Genomic DNA, 20,777 nt, shown 5'->3' on the forward strand with positions numbered 1-20,777 from the left:
TTATTCGATGATGTTGAAACTGTCGAGGTATTCGGTCTTCAGGGACAGGCCCAGGCCGGGCCGGTCGTCGTCCAGGTCGATGAAGCCCCGTTCGGCCACCGGCTCGCCGTCGAAGATGTAGTAGAACAGTTCGTTGCCGACTTCCACGTCGAACATGGGGAAGTACTCGCTCATGGGCGAGGCCAGCGTGCTCATGGTCAGATGATAGTTGTGCATCTGGCCGGCGTGGGGAATGACCGGCACGCTGTAGGCCTCGCACAGCGCGTTGATCTTGTGCGCCGCCGTGATGCCGCCCACCCGGTTGGTGTCGTACTGCACCACCGACACCGCCTTGCGGTCCAGCAGCTGCTTGAACCCGTACAGCGAAAACTCGTGCTCGCCGCCGGAGATCGGGATCGAGCTCAGCTGGTTCAGCTCGGCATAACCGTCGATGTCGTCGGCGATGACCGGCTCTTCCAGCCAACGCGGCTCGAAGCGTTCGAGCTTGGGAAGCATGCGCTTGGCGTATTCCAGGTTCCAGCCCATATAGCATTCCAGCATCAGGTCGGTGTCGTAGCCGATCACTTCGCGCACCGCCTCCACCGATTTCAGGTTCTCGACCACGCCCTTCTGCAGATGCGCCGGGCCGTAGCCGAAGCGCATCTTGAAGGCGGTGAAGCCCTGGTCCAGGTAGGTCTGGGCTTCCTGCTGCATGGCGTCCAGGTCGGTGCGGTAGAGCTTGGAGTAGTAGACCGGGATCTTTTCCTTGGTGCGCCCGCCCAGCAGCTTGAAGACCGGCTTGCCCACCGACTTGCCCAGGATGTCCCAGATGGCCAGGTCCACGCCCGAGATGGCGGCCATGGTCACGCCCTTGCGGCCCCAGGCGTGGGTGGCGCGGTACATGCGCTGCCACAGGTATTCGTAGTCCCAGGGGTCCTGGCCGATCACCAGCGGCGCCAGGTACTGGTCGATGATGGCCTTGGCCACGCGCGGGGCCAGCGCCACGTTGCCCAGGCCGACGATGCCGTCGTCGGTCTCGACTTCGACCACGGTCCAGCCGTGGAAACGGAAGGTGCTCATGGTTTCCTGCGGCGAATACAGCAGGTCCATGGCGTTGGAGCAGAAGTTGCCCTGGGGCGGAACGGTCTTGCCGGTCCATTCGTAGACGCGAGCGCGGACGGATTTGATTTTCATGGGAGCTTACCTGCGTGCAGAAGATGGGAAGAAGCGGGCCTCAGGCCGCCGCCAGGCGCGAGGCGCGGTGCGACGCGCCCATGCGGCATGCGATCAGAAAGGCCTGCCAGGTGGCGTCCAGGTCGGCGCGGCCCTGGCCCGCGATGTCGTAGGCGGTGCCGTGGGCGGGCGTGGTGATGGGAATGGGCAGGCCGCCCTGCACCGTCACCCCGCGCGAGAACCCCAGCAGCTTGAGCGCAATCTGGCCCTGGTCGTGGTACATGGTGACGATGGCGTCGAACTCGCCCGCCTGGGCTTTCAGGAAGATGGTGTCGGCCGGGAACGGGCCGCGCACCGGCAGGCCTTCGTCGTTCAGCTGGCGCACGGCCGGCGCGATGATGTCGATTTCCTCGCGTCCGCAGGTGCCGCCGTCGCCGCCATGCGGGTTGAACGCCGCCACAGCCACCCGCGGCTGCGCCACGCCGTTGGCCTGCAGCGAGCGGTGGATCAGCCGCGCCGCGTCCTTGATGCCGTCGACGCTGAGCGCGGCGGCCGCGTCCTTGAGCGGAATGTGCGAGGACACGCGCGAGGTCCAGAGATCGCCCAGGGTGTTGAACTCGCAGAAGTAGCCGGTCACGCCCAGGTATTTCGCGAAATGGTGCAGCTCGTCGTTGTGAGCCATGCCGCCCAGCTTCATCGCGTACTTGTTCAGCGGCGCGAAGCAGATGGCGTCGATGTGGCCGTCCTGCGCGGCATCCATACAGGCGTCGAGCACGCACAGCACGGAGGCGCCGCCGGCCGGCTGGGCCAGGCCGACGCGCACTTCGTCCTGCCGCACCGTATCCATCTCCAGCCAGGCCGGGACCGTGCTGTCGGGGCGGTCGCGCAGCGCCTCGAAGCCCGGCACCGGCTGGGTGCGCACCTGCACCCCGGCCACGCGCTGGCCTTCGCGCCACAGCCAGGCGTCGCCCGCCAGCACGATGTTGGCGTGCTGGCAGGCTTCGGGCCTGGCCAGCAGGCGGGCGATCAGTTCGGGGCCGATGCCGGCGGGGTCGCCCAGGGTCAGGGCGATGACGGGTTTGTGCTGCGTAGTCGTCATGGTTCGGGACTCATTCCACGGAAATATTGTTTTTCTTGATGATGGCGGCGTAGCGCTGGTTCTCGGCCTTGTGAAACTGCGCGAACTGCTCCTGGCTCATCGGGTTGAGGTCGGCGCCGATCGCCTGCAGGCGTTTCTGGGTGGCCGGCAGCGCCAGGACCTGGTTGACCAGGTCGTGCACCTGCGTCTGGACGGCGGAGGGCGTGACGCTGGGCATGTAGATGCCGTACCACGCGCTCATTTCCACGCCCGGCAGGCCGGCCTGCTCCATCGTGGGCACGTCGGGAATCTGCGGGTTGCGCTGCTTGCTGAGCACGGCCAGCGGACGCACCTTGCCGGTCTTGATGTGCGGGATGACGGACGACGCCGTTTCGAAGGCCACCTGCACCTGCCCGCCGATCAGGTCCACCAGCGCGGGGCCGCTGCCGCGGTAGGGGATGTGCACCATCTTCACGCCGGCGGCATCCTGGAACAGTTCGGCCGCGATGTGCTGGGTGCTGCCCGCGCCGCTGCTGGCGAAGTTGTAGGCGCCCGGCTTGCCCTTGAGCAGCGCGATCAGCTCCGACACCGACTTGGCCGGCAGGTCGTTGTTGACCACCAGGATATTGGGCACGGCGCCCACGAACACCACCGGCACGAGGTCGCGGTCGTTGTCGTAGCCGAGCTTGAGCAGGTGCGGCGCGATGGCGTGCGCGGTGGAGACGCCCATCACCATGGTGTGCGGATCGCCGGATTTGGCGACCTGGTCGGCCGCCAGCGTGTTGGACGCGCCCGGCTTGTTTTCGACCACCACCGTCTGCTTGAGCAGCGGGCCGAGCTCGTCGCCCACGGCCCGCGCCATCGCGTCGGTGCCGCCGCCCGGCGCCGAGCCCACCAGCAGCCGCAGGGGCTTGCTGGGCCAGTCGCCGGCAAGCGCCTGCAGGGGGGCCAGGGCCGACAGGCACAAGGCCCCTGCCGCCATGGCTGCGTATAGCCGAGTCTTCATGGTTGTCTCCTTGGGTAGCTGGTTTGCCGCCTGGCGGTCATTACTGTTTTTGTGGCTCCATCTTAGAAACAAGCTTAGTTTCCGTAAAATGAAACTTTTGCACCAACCGTTCACCAGAGGTGATCAATCATGGAACGTACGATTTCCGTCCCTGCGCTGCTGTCGCGGCTGCGCATGCGCCAGATCGTCCTGCTGCTGGCGATCGAGGAGCGCGGCACGCTGCGCGCGGCCGCCGCCCAGCTCAACATGACGCAGTCGGCGGCCAGCAAGATGCTGCACGAACTGGAGCTGGCCATCGGCCAGCCGCTGTTCGGGCGGGTCGGCCGCGGGCTGGCGTTGACCGCCGCCGGCGAGTGCGTCATGGAGTACTTCCGCGGCATGCGCGGCACGGTGGCGTCGCTGGCGCGCGAGCTGGAAGAGGTACGGCTGGGCAGCACCGGCAAGCTCTTCATCGGCAGCATCATGGCGGCCTCGCCGGGGCCGCTGACCGATGCGCTGCTGCGCCTGAAGCAGACCTATCCGCTGCTGGCGGTGGAGATCTCCACCGGCACCAGCGACCTGCTGATCGGCCGCATGACCGAGGGCAAGCTGGACGTGGTGATCGGCCGCATGCTGACGCTGCCGGAACGCCATTACGTATTCCGCCCCATCGGCGACGAGGCCTTGTCGGTGATCGCCGCGGTGGACCATCCGCTGGCCGCGCGCAAGCGCGTGGACTTCGCGGCCATGATGGAATATCCGTGGGTGCTGCAGCCGCACGGCAGCCCGATGCGCGACGTGATGGAGCAGGAATTCCGCGCGCACGACGCCGCGCCGCCGCGGGGCCTGATCGAATCGGCGTCGATCCTGACCACCACCAACCTGGCGATGAAGTCTTCGATGCTGGGCGTGATTCCGGAATCGGTGGCCGGCCGCTATGCCGCGCACGGGCTGCTCGCCATCCTGCCCTACCGCATCCGCCACCGCCTGACGGCCTTCGGCAGCATCGTGCCGCGCGACCGGCCGCTGAGCGCGGCGGCCCGGCATTTCGTCGGCCTGCTGCACGGCGACCCGGACCTTTGAGGCCGCCGCGCCGTATACTTGCGGGTTGCGCGATAGCGCCTTTTACCAGAGAGATTTGCCCGTGAGCACCCTGCCCGCCTGTCCGCAATGCCGGTCCGAATTCACCTATGAAGACGGCGGCCTTTACATCTGCCCGGAATGCGCGCACGAATGGTCGGCGCAGGCGGGCGACGCCGCCGAGCAGGCCCGCGTCTACCGCGACTCGGCCGGCAACGTGCTGCAGGACGGCGACACCGTCACGGTCATCAAGGACCTGAAGCTGAAAGGCTCGGGCGGCGTGATCAAGATGGGCACCAAGGTCAAGGGCATCCGCCTGGTCGACGGCGACCACGACATCGATTGCAAGATCGACGGCTTCGGCCCCATGAGCCTGAAGTCGGAATTCGTCAGGAAGGCCTAGGCCCTCGCTAGAGGTCCTCGTCTTCCTCGGGCTTGGGCATGAGATAGGCCGTCAGCGTGCTGGACAGCCCGGCCATCACCCACAATACGAAGAACGAGATGGTGTAGAAGCCCACGCGCCCGGTCGGGACGTGGCCGAAAATCGCCACGTCCAGCGGGTCGATCAACGCGAAGACCAGCACGCTACAGGCGGCGGCGGCCAGGAACGACGGCCACAGTATCCACATCAACGATCTCAAGCCCATCAGTGCACTCCCGTTCTACGGATTGGCGTTCGGCGCGGTCTGTTCGACGACCAGGCCGCGCTTGACCACGCCTTCCTGGATCGGCTGGTTGCTGAAATTCGTGTAGGCCAGATAGATGGTGATGAAACACCCGATCATGGCCAGGAACGGCCCGGCCATCAGTATCCAGGGCCAGGGTTCACGGTACCAGGGTTTGGCGGGCTGCGCGGGCTGGGCTGCGTTCATGGACATATCCTGTTCTGTGCTTACTCGGGAACGTAGAAGCTGGCGGCTTCGTCGGTTTCGATGGCGCGCTGCTCGCCGTCCTGGCCGCGCGCGCGCAGTGTGATGGGGTGGGCGCCGGGCTCGGCGCCGGCGGGCGCGCGGATCACCATCGGCACCAGCTTGTTGGCCGCGGCTTCGACGTCGACGGTATCGGCGCCCTGCTGGCCGGCCATCACGGTCAGGCCGGGCATGCCCTCGGCGCTCAGGCGCAGGCGCATGGGCTGGTCGGAGGTGTTGATGATCTGCAGGCGGTAGACGTTCTCGATCTGGCCGCCGGCCACTTCGCGCCCCAGCGCGCCGCGGTCGCGGATGATGTCGACGCGCAGCGGATTGCGCATGGCCAGCGAGGCCACGAAGGCGATGGCGAGCGCCAGGATCAGCGCGCCGTAGATCAGCACGCGCGGGCGCAGCAGATGCGAACGCGCGCTCTTGGTGGACAGGCCGTCGAGCATGGCGCGCTCGGAGGTGTAGCGGATCAGGCCCGGCTCGTACTGCATCTTGTCCATGACCTGTTCGCAGGCGTCGATACAGGCCCCACAGCCGATGCACATGTACTGCAGGCCGTCGCGGATGTCGATGCCGGTGGGGCAGACCTGCACGCACAGGCTGCAATCGACGCAATCGCCCATGCCGGCCGCCTTGTGGTCGATCTTGCGCGAGCGTCCGCCGCGCGGCTCGCCGCGGACCTTGTCGTAGGTGACCACGAAGGTGTCGGGGTCCACCATCACGCTCTGGAAGCGCGCGTACGGGCACATGTATTTGCACACCGATTCGCGCATGAAGCCGGCGTTGCCCCAGGTGGCGAAGCCGTAGAACAGCATCCAGAACCACTGCCAGGGCCCCAGCTGCAGCGTGAACAGCTCGTGGCCCAGTTCGCGGATGGGCGCGAAATAGCCGATGAAGGTGGAGCCGGTCCACCAGGCCACGGCGATCCACAGGAAATGCTTGGTCAGCTTCAGGCGGGCCTTGCGCCAGCTCCAGGGCGATTCGTCCAGGCGGATGCGCGCGACGCGGTCGCCTTCGACCTTGCGCTCGATCCACATGAAGATTTCGGTATAGACGGTCTGCGGGCAGGCGTAGCCGCAGAAGAGCCGCCCGGCCACGGCCGTGAACAGAAACAGCGCCAGCGCCGAAATGACCAGCAGCACCGCCAGGTAGACCACGTCCTGCGGCCACAGCACCAGGCCGAACAGGTAGAACTTGCGCGCGCCCAGGTCGAACAGCACCGCCTGGCGCCCGTTCCACTGCAGCCAGGGCAGGCCGTAGAAAATGATCTGCGTGAGAAACACGAAGGCGATCCGCCAGCGCGCGAAAATGCCGCTGACCGACCGCGGGTAGATCTTGCTGCGCACGTCCGCCAGCGTCTGTTCCAGGGTTTCCTGGCCGGGACGCGGCGGCCTCGTGTGGGGCCGCCAGGGTGGCGGGTCACCGCCAGGCGAATTGCCGCCGACGCTTGCGGTTGACCCATCTTCCATATGCTGCTCCGTGCTTTAAGTCAGTGATAGGGGGGCGGGGATCGCCCGCCCCCTGCCCTTATTTCGCCGCCTCGTTGGACGCCACGGACTCGGCGCCGGGCTTGTTGGACAAGCCCCAGACCCATGCCGTCAGGATCTTGATCTGCTCCGGCGAGAGGATCTCTTCGTGGGCCGGCATGCGGTTGTCGCGGCCGTCCAGGATGGTCTTGACGATGGTGGCCTCGGAACCGCCGTAGAGCCAGACGTCGTCCGTCAGGTTGGGCGCGCCCAGCGCCTGGTTGCCCTTGCCGTCCACGCCGTGGCAGGCGACACAGAAGTTGGCGAACTCGCGCTTGCCGCGGAACACCCGCACCGGATCGGCGGTCAGGCCCGACAGCGAACGCACGTACTGGGCGATGTCGCCGGCGGTCTTGGGGTCGATGGTGCCCTTCCAGGGCGGCATGATGCCGACGCGACCCTTGGTGATGGTCTGCATGATGGCTTCCGGCGAGCCGCCGTGCAGCCAGTCGCCGTCGGCCAGGTTGGGGAAGCTGGGCCCGCCCTTGGCGTCGGAGCCGTGGCATTGCGCGCAGGTGTTCAGGAACAGGCGCTGGCCGATTTCGCGCGCGCCCGCATCCTGCGAGATCTGCGGAATGTCCATGGTCTCGAAGCGCGCGTAGATCGGGCGCACGGCTTCGGCCATCCTGGCCTGCTGCTGCGCGACCTCGCCGGTGCTGCTGTAGCCCAGCTGGCCCTTGTACTCGCCCAGGCCGGGCATGAAGAACAGGTAGCCCAGCGCGAACAGGCACATCAGCAGGTACATCCAGGTCCACCAGCGGGGCACCGGATTGTTCAGTTCGGTCAGGTCGCCATCCCAGACGTGGCCCGTGTCTTCGACCTGGCCGGCGACCGGCTTGGTGCCGAGCCAGCGGCGCTGGGTGTACAGCAGCCAGATGCACCAGATCACGCCGCCCAGGGCGATGATCGAGATGAAATACCCCCAAAAGCCATTAACGAAATCGCTCATGACCGATTCGCTCCATCATGTTGTCCCGGCCCGAATTCATCGGGCAGTGCGAACGGCAGCATGGCCGATTCGCGGTTGGCGCCCTGGCGGCCGCGCGAGCAGGCCCACCAGACGATGCCAAAAAAGGTTGCCATCGAGATGGCGGTGACGATTGCGCTCAGGTAGCCCAGCATGGTCATTCTCCCGTTGCGGCCGGCGCGGCGGGTTGGACGGGCTGAGCGGCGGGCTGGGGCGGCTGGGCCGCCCGCTTGGCCGCCTCGGCGGCTTCGGCCTGCCTGGCCTTGCGCACGCCGACGCCCAGGCCCTGCAGGTAGGCGACCAGCGCGTCTTCCTCGGTCTTGCCTTCGATGGCCTTGGGCGCCGCGGCGATTTCCTCGTCCGTGTAGGGCACGCCCAGCTTGCGCAGGGCGCGCATGCGCTGGTCCACGTCGGCGCCGGTGATGACGGTTTTCTCCAGCCACGGATAGGCCGGCATGTTGGATTCCGGCACCACCTTGCGCGGATCGCGCAGGTGGATGCGGTGCCAGTCGTCCGAGTAGCGTTCGCCCACGCGCGCCAGGTCGGGACCAGTGCGCTTGGAGCCCCACAGGAACGGACGGTCGAAGACCGATTCGGCCGCGATGGAGTACGAGCCGTAGCGCTGCACCTCGGCGGCCAGCACCCGCACCTGCTGCGAGTGACAGCCCACGCAGCCTTCGCGGATGTAGATGTCGCGGCCCATCAGCCGCAGCGGGCTGTAGGGCTCGACGCCGGCGACCGCCTGGGTCGTGCTGTGCTGGAAGAACAGCGGGATGATCTGTACGAGGCCCGCGAAGGACACCACCAGGATGCTGGCGATGATCATCCAGCCGATGTTCTTCTCGAGCGTCTCGTGGGAAAAGAAGCCGCGTTGCTTGTTGGCCATGATGTCCTCGTCAAACGGTGGCCGGCACGGCGGTCGGTGCGACCGACGGACGCGCGCCATGGGGATCGTCCAGCGGAATGGCGGGGTTGACCGGGCGCGCGCCGCGCACCGTCATCCACACGTTCCAGGCCATGACGAACACACCCGACAGGAACAGCGTGCCACCCAGCAGGCGGATCAGGTAATACGGAACCCGCGTCTTCAGCTCTTCGACGAAGCTGTACACCAGGGTGCCGTCGGCGGCGGTGTCGCGCCACATCAGGCCCTGCTGCACGCCGGCGATCCACATGGAGGCGATGTACAGCACCACGCCGATGGTCGCGATCCAGAAGTGCAGTTCGATGGCCTTGACGCTGTACATCTTCTCGCGGCCGTACAGGCGCGGAACCAGGTAGTACAGCGAGCCGAAGCTGATCATGGCGACCCAGCCCAGCGCGCCGGAGTGCACGTGCCCGATGGTCCAGTCCGTGTAGTGCGACAGCGCGTTGACGGTGCGGATCGACATCATCGAGCCTTCGAAGGTCGACATGCCGTAGAACGACAGCGCCGTGACCATGAACTTCAGGATCGGATCGGTGCGCAGCTTGTACCAGGCGCCCTGCAGGGTCATGATGCCGTTGATCATGCCGCCCCAGGACGGCGCCAGCAGGATCAGCGAGAAGGTCATGCCCAGCGACTGGGTCCAGTCGGGCAGCGAGGTGTACAGCAGGTGGTGCGGGCCCGCCCACATGTACGTGAAGGCCAGCGCCCAGAAGTGAACGATGGACAGGCGGTAGGAATAGATGGGACGCCCGGCCTGCTTGGGCACGAAGTAGTACATCATGCCCAGGAAGCTGGTGGTCAGGAAGAAGCCCACCGCGTTGTGGCCGTACCACCACTGCACCATCGCGTCCTGCACCCCGGCGTAGGCCGAGTAGGACTTCCACATCGAAACCGGCATCTCGATGTTATTGAAGATGTGCAGGATGGCGATCGTCAGGATGTACGAGCCGAAGAACCAGTTGGCCACGTAGATGTGCTTGGAGCGGCGCTTGACGATGGTGCCGAAGAACACGATGGCGTAGGCCACCCACACCAGCGTGATCAGGATGTCGATCGGCCATTCCAGTTCGGCGTATTCCTTGCTGCTGGTGAAGCCCATGGGCAAGGTGATGGCGGCGGCGACGATGACGATCTGCCAGCCCCAGAACGTGAACGCGGCCAGCGGGCCACAGAACAGGCGGGCCTGGCAGGTGCGCTGCACGACGTAATACGACGTTGCGAACAGCGCGCTGCCGCCGAATGCGAAGATGACCGCGTTGGTGTGCAGCGGGCGCAGGCGGCCGTAGGACAGCCACGCCGTGTCGAAATTCAGCTGCGGCCAGATGAGCTGCGCGGCGATAAATACGCCCACGGCCATGCCGACGATGCCCCAGACCACCGTCATGAGCGCGAACTGCCTCACGATCCGGTAGTTGAAGGTATCGGCCTTGTTTGCGATTGCGGCGCAATCGTTCATCACCTTCCCCTAAAGAGAAACAATTAGATCCAAGTTGCCATGATGGCGGTTGGCGGCCAAACGGACGTTGATATGAATCAAACCCTGTCGGCAGTACGGGGGAACAAGCAGGTTGCGCAACAGATCTATGGCTGGCGCGGCGGGCATGAGGGCTTCAGCCCCGTCCGGCGGGCCCGCTGTCGTCGTCGCGCAGAATGGCGCTGCCGGCTTCGTCGGTGTCGTCGTACTGGCCGTTGAACACGGCCCACCAGAGCGACACGCCGATGGCCAGCACGAACAGCAGCGACAGCGGCAGCAGCAGATAGAGGATGGTCACGGCGCAGCCTCGAGCGCGGCCGACGGCGGCGCGCCGGACCAGTCGCGGCGGCACAGGCGCCACGAGTTGTAGGCCACCGCCAGCGACGACACCAGCATGGTGATGGCGGCCAGCCAGGGCGTGACCCAGCCGACCACGGCCAGCGGCGTCATGAGCAGGTGCCAGACAACGGAGCCGTGCAGGTTCTGGCGAGCCTTCTTGCGCGCCTCGGCCAGCAGCGCGTCCAGCGCGGCGTCGGGCATGGCGGGGTCGGCGGCCAGCGCCGAATGGGCCGAGGCCATGGCGGTGGGCACCGCCATCGACATGGCGCAGGGGCAGCTCATCACCAGCAGCGCCACCATCACGGGGATGCTGTGGGCGGCGTCGATATAGGCCCAGACGGCGGCCGCGGCCAGCGCCAGCGCCACCTGGACCATGACGAAGCGCGAGGCCAGCCGGTCGGCGCGCGCGCCCAGCGCCAGCCGCTCGGCCTCGATGCGCTCGTGGCGCGCCCCGCCTGCGGCGCCGCCGAAGGACTGGCGGGCGCACAGTTCGAGATAGCGCGCGGTCAGCAGGAAGGCCACGAACATCGTGACCGAATCGAAATACACCTCGCCGCGCCCGGTGTAGGTGGCGTGGACGCTGGGAATGAAGGCGGCGACGATGCCCAGCGCCACCGGCACGTCCATGCCGGCGCGGCCGCGCCGCAGGTTCTCGCCGGCCAGGCGCCAGATGGGCCAGGCCGAATACAGCACCACCGGCACGGTCAGCGCCAGGCTGGCCCAGTTCATCAGCACGATGGCCCAGTCCAGCGTCTCGAGCGCGTCGGCCGGGATGCCGTCGTGGCGCAGGTAGCCGGGCCAGGCGAACATCATGACCTGCATCATCGCCAGCCACGCCAGCGACAGGCGCACCAGCGCATGGCGGCGCAACTGGCGGTCGGCCTGGGGCAGGCCCGCCGGGACGGCAAAGATCGATTTGGCTCGCATGCGCCGATCGTACCCAGCGCCGGGCGGCCCTGCCTTGATCTGAATCAAGGCGCCCCTGGCGGTTTGTTGCGCCCGGCTCAGGGACGCTGGCGCCCCAGCACTTCGTTCACGGCCCGCATCAGGCCGGCAAGGTCGTCCTCTTCTATGGTCAGCGCCGGAGTCAGGTAGACCACGTTGCCGAAAGGCCGCACCCAGACGCCGGCCTCGACCAGCCGCCGCTTGAGCGCCTCGCGGTCGCCGATGCCGTCCAGCTCCACCACCCCGATGGCGCCCAGCACCCGCACGTCGCGCACCCAGGGCAGGTCGCGGCACGGCGCCAGTCCCGCCGCCAGGGCCTCGGAGATGGCGCGGGCCTGTTCCAGGCGCGGCTCGCGCTCGAACAGGTCCAGCGAGGCGTTGGCCGCCGCGCAGGCCAGCGCATTGCCCATGAAAGTGGGGCCGTGCATCAGCGCGTGCGAAGGATCGTCGGACCAGAAGGCGTCGAACACCCGGCTGCTGGCGACGGTGGCCGCCAGCGGCAGGGTGCCGCCGGTCAGGGCCTTGGACAAGGTCAGGATGTCCGGCCGGATGCCGGCCTGCTCGAACGCGAACATGGTGCCGGTGCGCCCGAAGCCGGTGAAGATCTCGTCGAAGATCAGCAGCAGGCCGTGGCGGTCGGCCAGGCGGCGCAGCCGCCGCAGGACTTCCGGGTCGTGCAGCAGCATGCCGCCGGCGCCCTGCACCAGCGGCTCGACCAGGATGCCGGCCAGCCGCGGCGCGTGGCGCTCCAGGTGGTCCTCGAGCGCGGCCAGCTCGGCCTCGCCTTGCGGCAGATCGACGATGTCGTGCTCGGCCAGCATGCCGCGGTACAGGCTGTGCATGCCCTCTTCCGGATCGCACACCGCCATGGTGCCGAAGGTGTCGCCGTGGTAGCCGCCGCGAAACGCCAGGAAGCGGGTGCGTCCGCGCTCGCCCTGGTTGAGCCAGAACTGCAGCGCCATCTTCATGGCCACTTCCACCGCCACCGAGCCGGAGTCCGTATAGAAGACGCGGTCCAGGCCCGGCCCCAGCAGCGCGGCCAGGCGGCGTGCCAGCGTCAGGGCCGGTTCGTGCGTCAGCCCGCCGAACATCACGTGCGGCATCGCGTCCAGCTGCGCCCGCACCGCCTGGGCGATGTGCGGATGGTTATAGCCATGGCAGGCGGTCCACCAGGACGCCACGCCGTCGATCAGGCTGCGGCCGTCGGCCAGTTCGAGCCGGCTGCCGTGGCTGCGCACCACCGGCAGCGGCGGCGTGGCCGTCTTCATCTGGGCATAGGGCAGCCAGATGTGGGGATGGCCCCGGGCCATCCAGTCGGGCGTGTGCATGAATCACCTCCACTACAATGGCCCGCATTCTACGGCCTGGCGCCGACCTCACGGTCCGCCCGGCCGCCGCAGGACGGGTCGATGTCGAAACTGGATACGCTGTTTTTCTCCGAGCTGGCGCGCGCCGAAACGCGCCAGGTCAGGCGCCGCCTGCGCACGGCCGGCGCCGCCGCCCCCGGGCATCTGCTGCTGGGCGGCGCGCCCATGCTTAACTTCTCCAGCAATGACTACCTGGGGCTGGCGCGCCACCCGCTGCTGGTCGAGCGCGCCCGCGAATGGGCGGCCCGCCACGGCGCCGGCGCCCAGGCCTCGCGCCTGGTCTGCGGCAATCTGGACCTGCACGAACAAGTCGAAGCCAAGCTCGCCCGCCTCAAAGGCACCGAGGCCGCGCTGCTGCTGGCTTCGGGCTGGCAGGCCAACGCCGCCGTGCTGCCCGCCCTGCTGCGCGCGGCCGCCGGCCGGGGCGAGGTCGAGCTCTACGCCGACAAGCTCAACCACGCCAGCCTGCACCACGGCTGCCAGGCCGCCGGCGTGCGCCAGATCCGCTTCCGCCACAACGACCTGGCGCACCTGGAAAGCCTGCTGGCCGCGCGCGCCGCAAACCCGGCGGACAAGCCCGTGACCCGCTTCATCGTCACCGAAAGCGTATTCAGCATGGACGGCGACCGGACCGACGTGGCGCGCCTGGCCGACCTGGCCGACCGCTACGACGCCTTCGTCTACCTGGACGAAGCCCACGCCACCGGCGTGCTGGGCCCCAACGGCATGGGGCTGGCCGGGCTGGCGCCGGGCCGGATCGATCTGGCCATGGGCACCTTCAGCAAGGCGCTGGGCGGATTCGGCGCCTATGTGGCCGGTTCGCGCGCGCTGTGCGACTACCTCGTCAACGCCTGCTCCGGCTTCATCTACACGACGGCGCTGCCGCCCGCGGTGCTGGGCGCCATGGACGCGGCGCTGGACCTGGTGCCCACGCTGGACGCCGAACGCGCCCGGCTGGCGGCCGCCGGCGACCATCTGCGCGCGTCTTTGCAGGCGCTGGGGCTGGACACCGGCGACTCGTCCACCCAGATCGTGCCGGCCATCGTCGGCGACGCGGCCCGCGCGCTGCGGATGGCGTCGGCCCTGGAACAGCGCGGCCTGCTGGCGGTGGCGATCCGCCCGCCCACCGTGCCGGCCGGCACCAGCCGGCTGCGCGTGACCCTGAGCGCCGCGCACCGCGACGCCGACGTGGCGCGCCTGATCGACGGCTTCGCCGCGGTGCTGGCGTGACGCGCCGCCCCACCCTGCTGTTCGTCCACGGCTGGGCCTTCGACGCCTCGGTCTGGACGCCGCTGCGCGCCGAGCTTGGCGACTGGCCGCAGGCGGCCTTCGACGCCGGCTATTTCGGCGCGCCCGAAGACCCCGCCGTCGACGGCCCGGTCATCGCCATCGGCCACTCGCTGGGCGCGCTGCGCCTGCTGCGCCGCCTGCCGCCCGGCTGCCTGGGGCTGGCGGCCATCAACGGCTTTGCGCGCTTCGCCGCCGGACCCGGCTTCGAGGCCGGCGTGCCGCCCCGCATGCTGGACCGCATGCAGAAGCGCCTGGCCGCGGACCCCGAGGCCGTGCTGCGCGACTTCCGCCAGCGCTGCGGCGCGGACGCGCCGTTCGGTCCGCCCCGGCTGGAGCCGCTCGAACGCGATCTGCGGGCCCTGCGCGACGAGGACCGGCGCGCCGCCCTGGCCGCGCTGCCGGCGCCGCTGCTGGTCCTGGCCGGCGCGCAGGACCCCATCGTGCCGGCCGCCATGACGCAGGCGGCCTTCGCCGGCGCGCCCGGCTGCGAGCTGCGCTGGCGCGAAGGCGGCGGGCATCTGCTGCCGGTCTCGGACGCGCGCTGGTGCGCCGACGCGCTGCGTGCCTTCATCGCCCGCGCGGCGGGCGCGCCATGACGGCCGTCCCCGTCGCGGCGCGCTTCGGCGCGGCCGCCCGCCGTTACGAAGACCATGCGCCAGTGCAGCGCATCACGGCCGAACGCCTGGCCGACGACATCGCGCTGCTGCCGCTGCCGCGCCATCCGCGCATCCTGGAGATCGGCTGCGGCACCGGCCTGCTGACCCGGGCGCTGGCGCGCCGCATCGGGCCGGCCGACTGGACCGTGACGGACATCTCGCCCGGCATGCTGGCGGCCGCGCAAAGCCGTCCGCCCCCGCCCGGCACGGTCCGCTACCGGTTGCTCGACGGCGAGCGCCCCGAAGGGCTGCCCGGGGGCTACGACCTGATCTGCTCCAGCCTGGCGGTGCAATGGTTCTCCGACCTGAACGCCGGCCTGGGCCGGCTGGCCGCGCTGCTGGCTCCGGGCGGCCGCCTGGCGGTGGCGACCCTGGCTGCGGGCACGTTCCAGGAATGGCGCGCGGCCCATCGCGAGGCCGGGCTCAGCGCGGCCACGCCGGCCTATCCGCCGCTGGACGCCATCCGTCCGGGCATGGGCAATCTGACGGGTGGCGTGCGCGGCGAACGGCTGCTACATAATCATCCTGACGGCCTGCATTTCCTGAAGGGCCTGAAGGGCATCGGCGCCACCAGCCCGGCGCCCGGCAGCAAGCCGCTCAGCCCCGCCGGATTGCGGCGGGTGCTGGCGGCATTCGATCGAAGAGGAGCCACGGTGACCTATCACCTGGCCTATGGCATGTGGAAAAAAACTGATCAACGCCCCGCCGGGGTATTCGTGACCGGCACCGACACCGGCATCGGCAAGACCCTGGTGTCGGCCATCCTGGCGCGCGCCTGGAACGCCGACTACTGGAAGCCGGTGCAGACCGGCGTGTCCGAGGAACCCGGCGATACCGACACCGTGGCCCAGCTGGCCGGGCTGCCGCCCGAGCGGCTGCACCTGCCCGCCTACGTGCTGCAGGCGCCCCTGTCGCCGTGGGCGGCGGCCACGCTGGAAGACGCCGTGGTCGACGCCACCAGCATCGTCCCGCCCGCCACCCAGGCCCCGCTCATCGTGGAAGGCGCGGGCGGGCTTTACGTGCCGATCGACGACACCCACATGATGATCGACCTGATCGCGCGTCTGGACCTGCCCGTGGTGCTGGCCGCGCGCAGCGGGCTGGGCACCATCAACCACACCCTGCTCAGCCTGGAGGCGCTCAGGCGGCGCGGCATCGCCGTGCTCGGCGTGATCATGAGCGGGCCGCTGTCGGCCGGCAACAAGGAAGCCATCGAGCGCTTCGGCAACGTGCGCGTGCTGGCCGAGATCCCGCCGCTGTCCAAGGTCGACGCCGCCACCGTCGAGGCCCTGGCTTGCGGCATCCCGTCGCTGGAAGACTGCCTGACCGAACTGGGCGGCGCGCCGGCCGTGGCGGGCTAGCCGCCGTTACGAATGCGTACAAAATAAATCCGGCGCGCGCGGCCGCGATCCGCGCGCCGCGCCCGTGCGCGCCATCCTGCGTTCTCCGTGCCGGATGGCTGCCGCCGGCTGGGTTTCGATATGGATTCCGGCTTGCGCGCCCCCGCTTTCTACATCCAAAAGCCACATCCCGCCTTGCGCGGCGGCGTCCTCGCGCACGGACGCGCCGTTGTTGACCGCTAACGCAACACAACGATAGATTTCGGCGAATTGCAGTTCTATACGCTGGCAGTTGGTCGTGTTCCCAGGTTTTCTTCTTTGCAGGAGAGCTGGCATGGTCACCAGAAGGCTGCACATTCCCGTCCTCGCCCCCAATCCCAACCGCAACTTCTTCGACGGCACCCGTCCGGGCCAGCCCGTGCTGCGTCCGGCCGACCTGCTGGCCCTGCGCATCGAGCTGCACAACCTGACGGTCTCGCCCGGCCAGCCGCCGCGGCTGCGCAAGACCGGCAGCGGCGCGGCCACGCTGATCGTGCACTTTCCGCCGCAGTCGATCGCGGAACAGACCTTCCTGGAAAACGCGGCCAGCCAGGACGAGGACTCGCTTGCTCCTCCGCCCGTGCGGGCGCGCATCGCGGGCGAATCCCGGCTGGCCTTTGCGGTCCCGGATGATTTCGACGCGCCCTACACGCTGGAAGGCGTGCTGGCCGCCATCGAATCGCTGCCGCCGGCCGTGGCCGCCAACGCCCGGCCCCCGGCCGCGCCCGCCCCGCGCCTGGTCCTGCGCGATCTGTTCGACAAGCGCCTGGACAAGCTCAGCCCGGCGCAACGCGCGGCGCTGTCGAGCTTCGCCTTGCGCAATGCGCGCCTGGCCATGCGCCAGGACGCGCCCGGCGCGCTGCAGCGGCGCCTGGCCGGCGGCGGCGTCGGCCTGCGCCCGCNCGTCCGGGCATGGGCAATCTGACGGGTGGCGTGCGCGGCGAACGGCTGCTACATAATCATCCTGACGGCCTGCATTTCCTGAAGGGCCTGAAGGGCATCGGCGCCACCAGCCCGGCGCCCGGCAGCAAGCCGCTCAGCCCCGCCGGATTGCGGCGGGTGCTGGCGGCATTCGATCGAAGAGGAGCCACGGTGACCTATCACCTGGCCTATGGCATGTGGAAAAAAACTGATCAACGCCCCGCCGGGGTATTCGTGACCGGCACCGACACCGGCATCGGCAAGACCCTGGTGTCGGCCATCCTGGCGCGCGCCTGGAACGCCGACTACTGGAAGCCGGTGCAGACCGGCGTGTCCGAGGAACCCGGCGATACCGACACCGTGGCCCAGCTGGCCGGGCTGCCGCCCGAGCGGCTGCACCTGCCCGCCTACGTGCTGCAGGCGCCCCTGTCGCCGTGGGCGGCGGCCACGCTGGAAGACGCCGTGGTCGACGCCACCAGCATCGTCCCGCCCGCCACCCAGGCCCCGCTCATCGTGGAAGGCGCGGGCGGGCTTTACGTGCCGATCGACGACACCCACATGATGATCGACCTGATCGCGCGTCTGGACCTGCCCGTGGTGCTGGCCGCGCGCAGCGGGCTGGGCACCATCAACCACACCCTGCTCAGCCTGGAGGCGCTCAGGCGGCGCGGCATCGCCGTGCTCGGCGTGATCATGAGCGGGCCGCTGTCGGCCGGCAACAAGGAAGCCATCGAGCGCTTCGGCAACGTGCGCGTGCTGGCCGAGATCCCGCCGCTGTCCAAGGTCGACGCCGCCACCGTCGAGGCCCTGGCTTGCGGCATCCCGTCGCTGGAAGACTGCCTGACCGAACTGGGCGGCGCGCCGGCCGTGGCGGGCTAGCCGCCGTTACGAATGCGTACAAAATAAATCCGGCGCGCGCGGCCGCGATCCGCGCGCCGCGCCCGTGCGCGCCATCCTGCGTTCTCCGTGCCGGATGGCTGCCGCCGGCTGGGTTTCGATATGGATTCCGGCTTGCGCGCCCCCGCTTTCTACATCCAAAAGCCACATCCCGCCTTGCGCGGCGGCGTCCTCGCGCACGGACGCGCCGTTGTTGACCGCTAACGCAACACAACGATAGATTTCGGCGAATTGCAGTTCTATACGCTGGCAGTTGGTCGTGTTCCCAGGTTTTCTTCTTTGCAGGAGAGCTGGCATGGTCACCAGAAGGCTGCACATTCCCGTCCTCGCCCCCAATCCCAACCGCAACTTCTTCGACGGCACCCGTCCGGGCCAGCCCGTGCTGCGTCCGGCCGACCTGCTGGCCCTGCGCATCGAGCTGCACAACCTGACGGTCTCGCCCGGCCAGCCGCCGCGGCTGCGCAAGACCGGCAGCGGCGCGGCCACGCTGATCGTGCACTTTCCGCCGCAGTCGATCGCGGAACAGACCTTCCTGGAAAACGCGGCCAGCCAGGACGAGGACTCGCTTGCTCCTCCGCCCGTGCGGGCGCGCATCGCGGGCGAATCCCGGCTGGCCTTTGCGGTCCCGGATGATTTCGACGCGCCCTACACGCTGGAAGGCGTGCTGGCCGCCATCGAATCGCTGCCGCCGGCCGTGGCCGCCAACGCCCGGCCCCCGGCCGCGCCCGCCCCGCGCCTGGTCCTGCGCGATCTGTTCGACAAGCGCCTGGACAAGCTCAGCCCGGCGCAACGCGCGGCGCTGTCGAGCTTCGCCTTGCGCAATGCGCGCCTGGCCATGCGCCAGGACGCGCCCGGCGCGCTGCAGCGGCGCCTGGCCGGCGGCGGCGTCGGCCTGCGCCCGCCGCGGCCCGGCCCGGTCGCCGCGGTCCGCACGCCGCAGCGCGCCGGCGCCATCATCGACATCCTCAAGCGCGGCCCCCGGCCCGCGGCCCCAGGCGCGCAGCAGACCGCCATCGAACTACCGTGGCGCCTGATCCTCAGCCCGCACGCGCAGACGAGTTGGCGGCACGCCAAGTCTCCCGCCACCTCGGCCGCCACCCTGCACACCGAGCTGTGGCACACGCGGCTGCTGGCGACGCAGGACGGCGACGCGGTCGAACCGCCCGCGCCGGATGCGCGGCGCACGCTGCGCGCGATCTGGGCGCTGAGCGGCGAGGGCTCGTCCATGCCCATGCAGTCGGCCTATCCGGTGCCGGCCGACCAGCGCCTGCCCGCGCCCGACGCCTCGCCGTTCCTCATGCCGATGAACGATTACGATCGCTACCAGATCGCGCACCTGTCGTCGAACTTCTCGGCCGCCAGCTACACGCCGCAGCCTATCGCCACCCGCCTGCTGATGCTGTCCTCGCTGGGCGCCTGGCTGGATTCGCGCGGCAACTGGGACGGCCCCGGGCTGTCGCTGGAGGAATGGACGCACCGCGGCGCGATGGGCCGCGACCACTACGTGCGCATCGTCTACAAGGGCTTCCTGTTTCCGTTCGGCCACCGCGCGGCGCTGATCAAGGTCAGCGAACGCAAGTTCCACCCGGGCCGGCCCGGAAACGTCGCCTATCTGCGCCAGCGCCAGTTCATCATCGTGCGCCAGCGCGAGCGCGTGTACGACCTCGAACAGCCGGCGCGCGACGGCGGCGTCGGCGACCCGATGCTGCTGAACCTGCAGATGCCGTTCTCCAGCGTGCGCATCCTCACCACGGTCACGCCCAACCTGGACCCGGCCGGCAGCCCCGCCAGCAATATCGACAACCAGGACATCAAGCTGTTCTGGCCCTGCGTGGCGGGCGCGCCTTTCAGCTTCGCCTGTTCGGCCACCGACACCGACGGGCGCAGCGTGCAGTTCGGCCTGCCCATGATCTTCATGATTGGCGACAAGGCCAGTCCGCGCGGCCAGAGCGGGCAGTCGCTGGTGCCGCTGTGGCCGCAGGCCGAGGCCTTCGCCCAGCAGGCGCAGACGGCCTGGCGGCGGCCCGACCGCAGCGGCCGGCGGGTCGCGCAGCTCAACCGCCAGCGCGTCACGCTGGCGCCCAGCCAGAAGGCCGGCGACACAGCGGCCGAGGTGNCCCGCCGGATTGCGGCGGGTGCTGGCGGCATTCGATCGAAGAGGAGCCACGGTGACCTATCACCTGGCCTATGGCATGTGGAAAAAAACTGATCAACGCCCCGCCGGGGTATTCGTGACCGGCACCGACACCGGCATCGGCAAGACCCTGGTGTCGGCCATCCTGGCGCGCGCCTGGAACGCCGACTACTGGAAGCCGGTGCAGACCGGCGTGTCCGAGGAACCCGGCGATACCGACACCGTGGCCCAGCTGGCCGGGCTGCCGCCCGAGCGGCTGCACCTGCCCGCCTACGTGCTGCAGGCGCCCCTGTCGCCGTGGGCGGCGGCCACGCTGGAAGACGCCGTGGTCGACGCCACCAGCATCGTCCCGCCCGCCACCCAGGCCCCGCTCATCGTGGAAGGCGCGGGCGGGCTTTACGTGCCGATCGACGACACCCACATGATGATCGACCTGATCGCGCGTCTGGACCTGCCCGTGGTGCTGGCCGCGCGCAGCGGGCTGGGCACCATCAACCACACCCTGCTCAGCCTGGAGGCGCTCAGGCGGCGCGGCATCGCCGTGCTCGGCGTGATCATGAGCGGGCCGCTGTCGGCCGGCAACAAGGAAGCCATCGAGCGCTTCGGCAACGTGCGCGTGCTGGCCGAGATCCCGCCGCTGTCCAAGGTCGACGCCGCCACCGTCGAGGCCCTGGCTTGCGGCATCCCGTCGCTGGAAGACTGCCTGACCGAACTGGGCGGCGCGCCGGCCGTGGCGGGCTAG

At 69.1% G+C, this 20,777-nt stretch carries 20 protein-coding genes and 2 pseudogenes; 7 read left to right on the forward strand and 15 right to left on the reverse strand.

Features of this window, described 5'->3' with window-relative positions:
• Genes C1I89_RS08495 through C1I89_RS08505 form a run of 3 tightly spaced genes read right to left on the reverse strand, consistent with a single transcriptional unit; the run spans position 1 to position 3,236 of the window.
• Positions 1 to 1,173, reverse strand: a complete 1,173-nt coding sequence (locus tag C1I89_RS08495; protein WP_102772335.1) for an L-rhamnonate dehydratase — start codon at positions 1,171 to 1,173, stop codon at positions 1 to 3.
• A gap of 40 nt (positions 1,174 to 1,213) precedes the next feature.
• Complete coding sequence (locus tag C1I89_RS08500; RefSeq protein WP_102772336.1) at positions 1,214 to 2,251, reverse strand: 4-hydroxythreonine-4-phosphate dehydrogenase PdxA; 1,038 nt, start codon at positions 2,249 to 2,251, stop codon at positions 1,214 to 1,216.
• Positions 2,252 to 2,261: 10 nt separating this feature from the next.
• Positions 2,262 to 3,236 carry a Bug family tripartite tricarboxylate transporter substrate binding protein gene (locus C1I89_RS08505; RefSeq protein ID WP_102772337.1) on the reverse strand — a complete coding sequence of 325 codons (975 nt, stop codon included), beginning with the start codon at positions 3,234 to 3,236 and terminating at the stop codon, positions 2,262 to 2,264.
• Positions 3,237 to 3,365: 129 nt separating this feature from the next.
• Between C1I89_RS08505 and C1I89_RS08510 the strand changes: the two genes are divergently transcribed.
• Positions 3,366 to 4,298, forward strand: a complete 933-nt coding sequence (locus C1I89_RS08510; RefSeq protein ID WP_102772338.1) for a LysR family transcriptional regulator — start codon at positions 3,366 to 3,368, stop codon at positions 4,296 to 4,298.
• Between the two features lie 61 nt (positions 4,299 to 4,359).
• A complete protein-coding gene (locus C1I89_RS08515; protein WP_102772837.1) occupies positions 4,360 to 4,698 on the forward strand; it encodes a zinc ribbon domain-containing protein YjdM in 339 nt (112 codons plus the stop codon).
• A gap of 7 nt (positions 4,699 to 4,705) precedes the next feature.
• On the opposite strand, the gene C1I89_RS08520 is transcribed toward C1I89_RS08515, so the two are convergent.
• The 10 genes from C1I89_RS08520 to C1I89_RS08565 form a co-directional block, all read right to left on the reverse strand.
• The gene (locus C1I89_RS08520) at positions 4,706 to 4,942 is read right to left on the reverse strand and encodes a hypothetical protein (protein ID WP_102772339.1); all 237 of its coding nucleotides are present in this window, start codon (positions 4,940 to 4,942) and stop codon (positions 4,706 to 4,708) included.
• A gap of 15 nt (positions 4,943 to 4,957) precedes the next feature.
• Positions 4,958 to 5,167, reverse strand: coding sequence for a FixH family protein (locus C1I89_RS08525; RefSeq protein ID WP_102772340.1), 210 nt, complete (start codon positions 5,165 to 5,167; stop codon positions 4,958 to 4,960).
• Positions 5,168 to 5,187: 20 nt separating this feature from the next.
• The gene (ccoG, locus tag C1I89_RS08530) at positions 5,188 to 6,681 is read right to left on the reverse strand and encodes a cytochrome c oxidase accessory protein CcoG (protein WP_102772341.1); all 1,494 of its coding nucleotides are present in this window, start codon (positions 6,679 to 6,681) and stop codon (positions 5,188 to 5,190) included.
• A gap of 58 nt (positions 6,682 to 6,739) precedes the next feature.
• Complete coding sequence (gene ccoP, locus C1I89_RS08535) at positions 6,740 to 7,687, reverse strand: cytochrome-c oxidase, cbb3-type subunit III (RefSeq protein WP_102772342.1); 948 nt, start codon at positions 7,685 to 7,687, stop codon at positions 6,740 to 6,742.
• Positions 7,684 to 7,860 carry a cbb3-type cytochrome oxidase subunit 3 gene (locus C1I89_RS08540; protein WP_102772343.1) on the reverse strand — a complete coding sequence of 59 codons (177 nt, stop codon included), beginning with the start codon at positions 7,858 to 7,860 and terminating at the stop codon, positions 7,684 to 7,686. Before C1I89_RS08540 ends, ccoP begins: the two co-directional genes overlap by 4 nt.
• Positions 7,861 to 7,862: 2 nt before the next feature.
• Positions 7,863 to 8,591: a cytochrome-c oxidase, cbb3-type subunit II gene (gene ccoO, locus C1I89_RS08545; protein ID WP_102772344.1), complete on the reverse strand. Its 729-nt coding sequence runs from the start codon at positions 8,589 to 8,591 to the stop codon at positions 7,863 to 7,865.
• 10 nt (positions 8,592 to 8,601) lie between these two features.
• On the reverse strand, positions 8,602 to 10,089 hold the full coding sequence (ccoN, locus tag C1I89_RS08550; RefSeq protein ID WP_102772345.1) for a cytochrome-c oxidase, cbb3-type subunit I: 1,488 nt from the start codon (positions 10,087 to 10,089) through the stop codon (positions 8,602 to 8,604).
• A gap of 154 nt (positions 10,090 to 10,243) precedes the next feature.
• Entirely contained in the window at positions 10,244 to 10,405 is a 162-nt protein-coding gene (gene ccoS, locus C1I89_RS08555; protein ID WP_102772346.1) for a cbb3-type cytochrome oxidase assembly protein CcoS, read from the reverse strand.
• On the reverse strand, positions 10,402 to 11,373 hold the full coding sequence (locus C1I89_RS08560) for a P-type ATPase (RefSeq protein ID WP_102772347.1): 972 nt from the start codon (positions 11,371 to 11,373) through the stop codon (positions 10,402 to 10,404). The genes ccoS and C1I89_RS08560 overlap by 4 nt, the downstream gene beginning before the upstream one ends.
• 77 nt (positions 11,374 to 11,450) lie before the next feature.
• Positions 11,451 to 12,719 (reverse strand): adenosylmethionine--8-amino-7-oxononanoate transaminase, encoded by a 1,269-nt coding sequence (locus C1I89_RS08565; protein WP_102772348.1) that lies wholly within the window; start codon positions 12,717 to 12,719, stop codon positions 11,451 to 11,453.
• An 81-nt stretch (positions 12,720 to 12,800) separates the two neighbouring features.
• On the opposite strand from C1I89_RS08565, the gene C1I89_RS08570 reads away from it, so the two are divergent.
• Genes C1I89_RS08570 through bioD (C1I89_RS08580) form a run of 3 tightly spaced genes read left to right on the forward strand, consistent with a single transcriptional unit; the run spans position 12,801 to position 16,065 of the window.
• Positions 12,801 to 13,988 carry an aminotransferase class I/II-fold pyridoxal phosphate-dependent enzyme gene (locus C1I89_RS08570; protein ID WP_102772349.1) on the forward strand — a complete coding sequence of 396 codons (1,188 nt, stop codon included), beginning with the start codon at positions 12,801 to 12,803 and terminating at the stop codon, positions 13,986 to 13,988.
• Positions 13,985 to 14,644, forward strand: coding sequence for an alpha/beta fold hydrolase (locus C1I89_RS08575; RefSeq protein WP_102772350.1), 660 nt, complete (start codon positions 13,985 to 13,987; stop codon positions 14,642 to 14,644). Before C1I89_RS08570 ends, C1I89_RS08575 begins: the two co-directional genes overlap by 4 nt.
• On the forward strand, positions 14,641 to 16,065 hold the full coding sequence (bioD, locus tag C1I89_RS08580; protein WP_102772351.1) for a dethiobiotin synthase: 1,425 nt from the start codon (positions 14,641 to 14,643) through the stop codon (positions 16,063 to 16,065). Before C1I89_RS08575 ends, bioD (C1I89_RS08580) begins: the two co-directional genes overlap by 4 nt.
• 6 nt (positions 16,066 to 16,071) lie before the next feature.
• On the opposite strand, the gene C1I89_RS34025 is transcribed toward bioD (C1I89_RS08580), so the two are convergent.
• Positions 16,072 to 16,380 (reverse strand): hypothetical protein, encoded by a 309-nt coding sequence (locus C1I89_RS34025; protein WP_146196880.1) that lies wholly within the window; start codon positions 16,378 to 16,380, stop codon positions 16,072 to 16,074.
• Between the two features lie 615 nt (positions 16,381 to 16,995).
• Here C1I89_RS34025 and bioD (C1I89_RS08590) point away from each other — a divergent pair.
• Positions 16,996 to 17,883 (forward strand): annotated as a pseudogene (gene bioD, locus C1I89_RS08590) (dethiobiotin synthase); the annotation flags it as partial.
• A 6-nt stretch (positions 17,884 to 17,889) separates the two neighbouring features.
• Here the strand turns inward: bioD (C1I89_RS08590) and C1I89_RS34030 are convergent.
• The gene (locus tag C1I89_RS34030; RefSeq protein WP_146196880.1) at positions 17,890 to 18,198 is read right to left on the reverse strand and encodes a hypothetical protein; all 309 of its coding nucleotides are present in this window, start codon (positions 18,196 to 18,198) and stop codon (positions 17,890 to 17,892) included.
• A 1,811-nt stretch (positions 18,199 to 20,009) separates the two neighbouring features.
• On the opposite strand from C1I89_RS34030, the pseudogene bioD (C1I89_RS08600) reads away from it, so the two are divergent.
• A pseudogene (gene bioD / locus C1I89_RS08600) lies at positions 20,010 to 20,777 on the forward strand (dethiobiotin synthase); the annotation flags it as partial.

The organism is Achromobacter pulmonis, from assembly GCF_002885955.2.
Lineage (GTDB): Bacteria > Pseudomonadota > Gammaproteobacteria > Burkholderiales > Burkholderiaceae_B > Achromobacter > Achromobacter pulmonis_A.

What these genes read in the sequence shown, in the direction of transcription:
- C1I89_RS08495 (WP_102772335.1), bottom strand. Translation starts at nt 1,173, where the DNA reads ATGAAAATCAAATCCGTCCGCGCTCGCGTCTACGAATGGACCGGCAAG.
- C1I89_RS08500 (WP_102772336.1), bottom strand. Translation starts at nt 2,251, where the DNA reads ATGACGACTACGCAGCACAAACCCGTCATCGCCCTGACCCTGGGCGAC.
- C1I89_RS08505 (WP_102772337.1), bottom strand. Translation starts at nt 3,236, where the DNA reads ATGAAGACTCGGCTATACGCAGCCATGGCGGCAGGGGCCTTGTGCCTG.
- C1I89_RS08510 (WP_102772338.1), top strand. Translation starts at nt 3,366, where the DNA reads ATGGAACGTACGATTTCCGTCCCTGCGCTGCTGTCGCGGCTGCGCATG.
- C1I89_RS08520 (WP_102772339.1), bottom strand. Translation starts at nt 4,942, where the DNA reads ATGGGCTTGAGATCGTTGATGTGGATACTGTGGCCGTCGTTCCTGGCC.
- C1I89_RS08525 (WP_102772340.1), bottom strand. Translation starts at nt 5,167, where the DNA reads ATGAACGCAGCCCAGCCCGCGCAGCCCGCCAAACCCTGGTACCGTGAA.
- ccoG (WP_102772341.1), bottom strand. Translation starts at nt 6,681, where the DNA reads ATGGAAGATGGGTCAACCGCAAGCGTCGGCGGCAATTCGCCTGGCGGT.
- ccoP (WP_102772342.1), bottom strand. Translation starts at nt 7,687, where the DNA reads ATGAGCGATTTCGTTAATGGCTTTTGGGGGTATTTCATCTCGATCATC.
- C1I89_RS08540 (WP_102772343.1), bottom strand. Translation starts at nt 7,860, where the DNA reads ATGCTGGGCTACCTGAGCGCAATCGTCACCGCCATCTCGATGGCAACC.
- ccoO (WP_102772344.1), bottom strand. Translation starts at nt 8,591, where the DNA reads ATGGCCAACAAGCAACGCGGCTTCTTTTCCCACGAGACGCTCGAGAAG.
- ccoN (WP_102772345.1), bottom strand. Translation starts at nt 10,089, where the DNA reads ATGAACGATTGCGCCGCAATCGCAAACAAGGCCGATACCTTCAACTAC.
- C1I89_RS08560 (WP_102772347.1), bottom strand. Translation starts at nt 11,373, where the DNA reads ATGCGAGCCAAATCGATCTTTGCCGTCCCGGCGGGCCTGCCCCAGGCC.
- C1I89_RS08565 (WP_102772348.1), bottom strand. Translation starts at nt 12,719, where the DNA reads ATGCACACGCCCGACTGGATGGCCCGGGGCCATCCCCACATCTGGCTG.
- C1I89_RS08570 (WP_102772349.1), top strand. Translation starts at nt 12,801, where the DNA reads ATGTCGAAACTGGATACGCTGTTTTTCTCCGAGCTGGCGCGCGCCGAA.
- bioD (WP_102772351.1), top strand. Translation starts at nt 14,641, where the DNA reads ATGACGGCCGTCCCCGTCGCGGCGCGCTTCGGCGCGGCCGCCCGCCGT.
- C1I89_RS34025 (WP_146196880.1), bottom strand. Translation starts at nt 16,380, where the DNA reads ATGCCAGCTCTCCTGCAAAGAAGAAAACCTGGGAACACGACCAACTGC.
- C1I89_RS34030 (WP_146196880.1), bottom strand. Translation starts at nt 18,198, where the DNA reads ATGCCAGCTCTCCTGCAAAGAAGAAAACCTGGGAACACGACCAACTGC.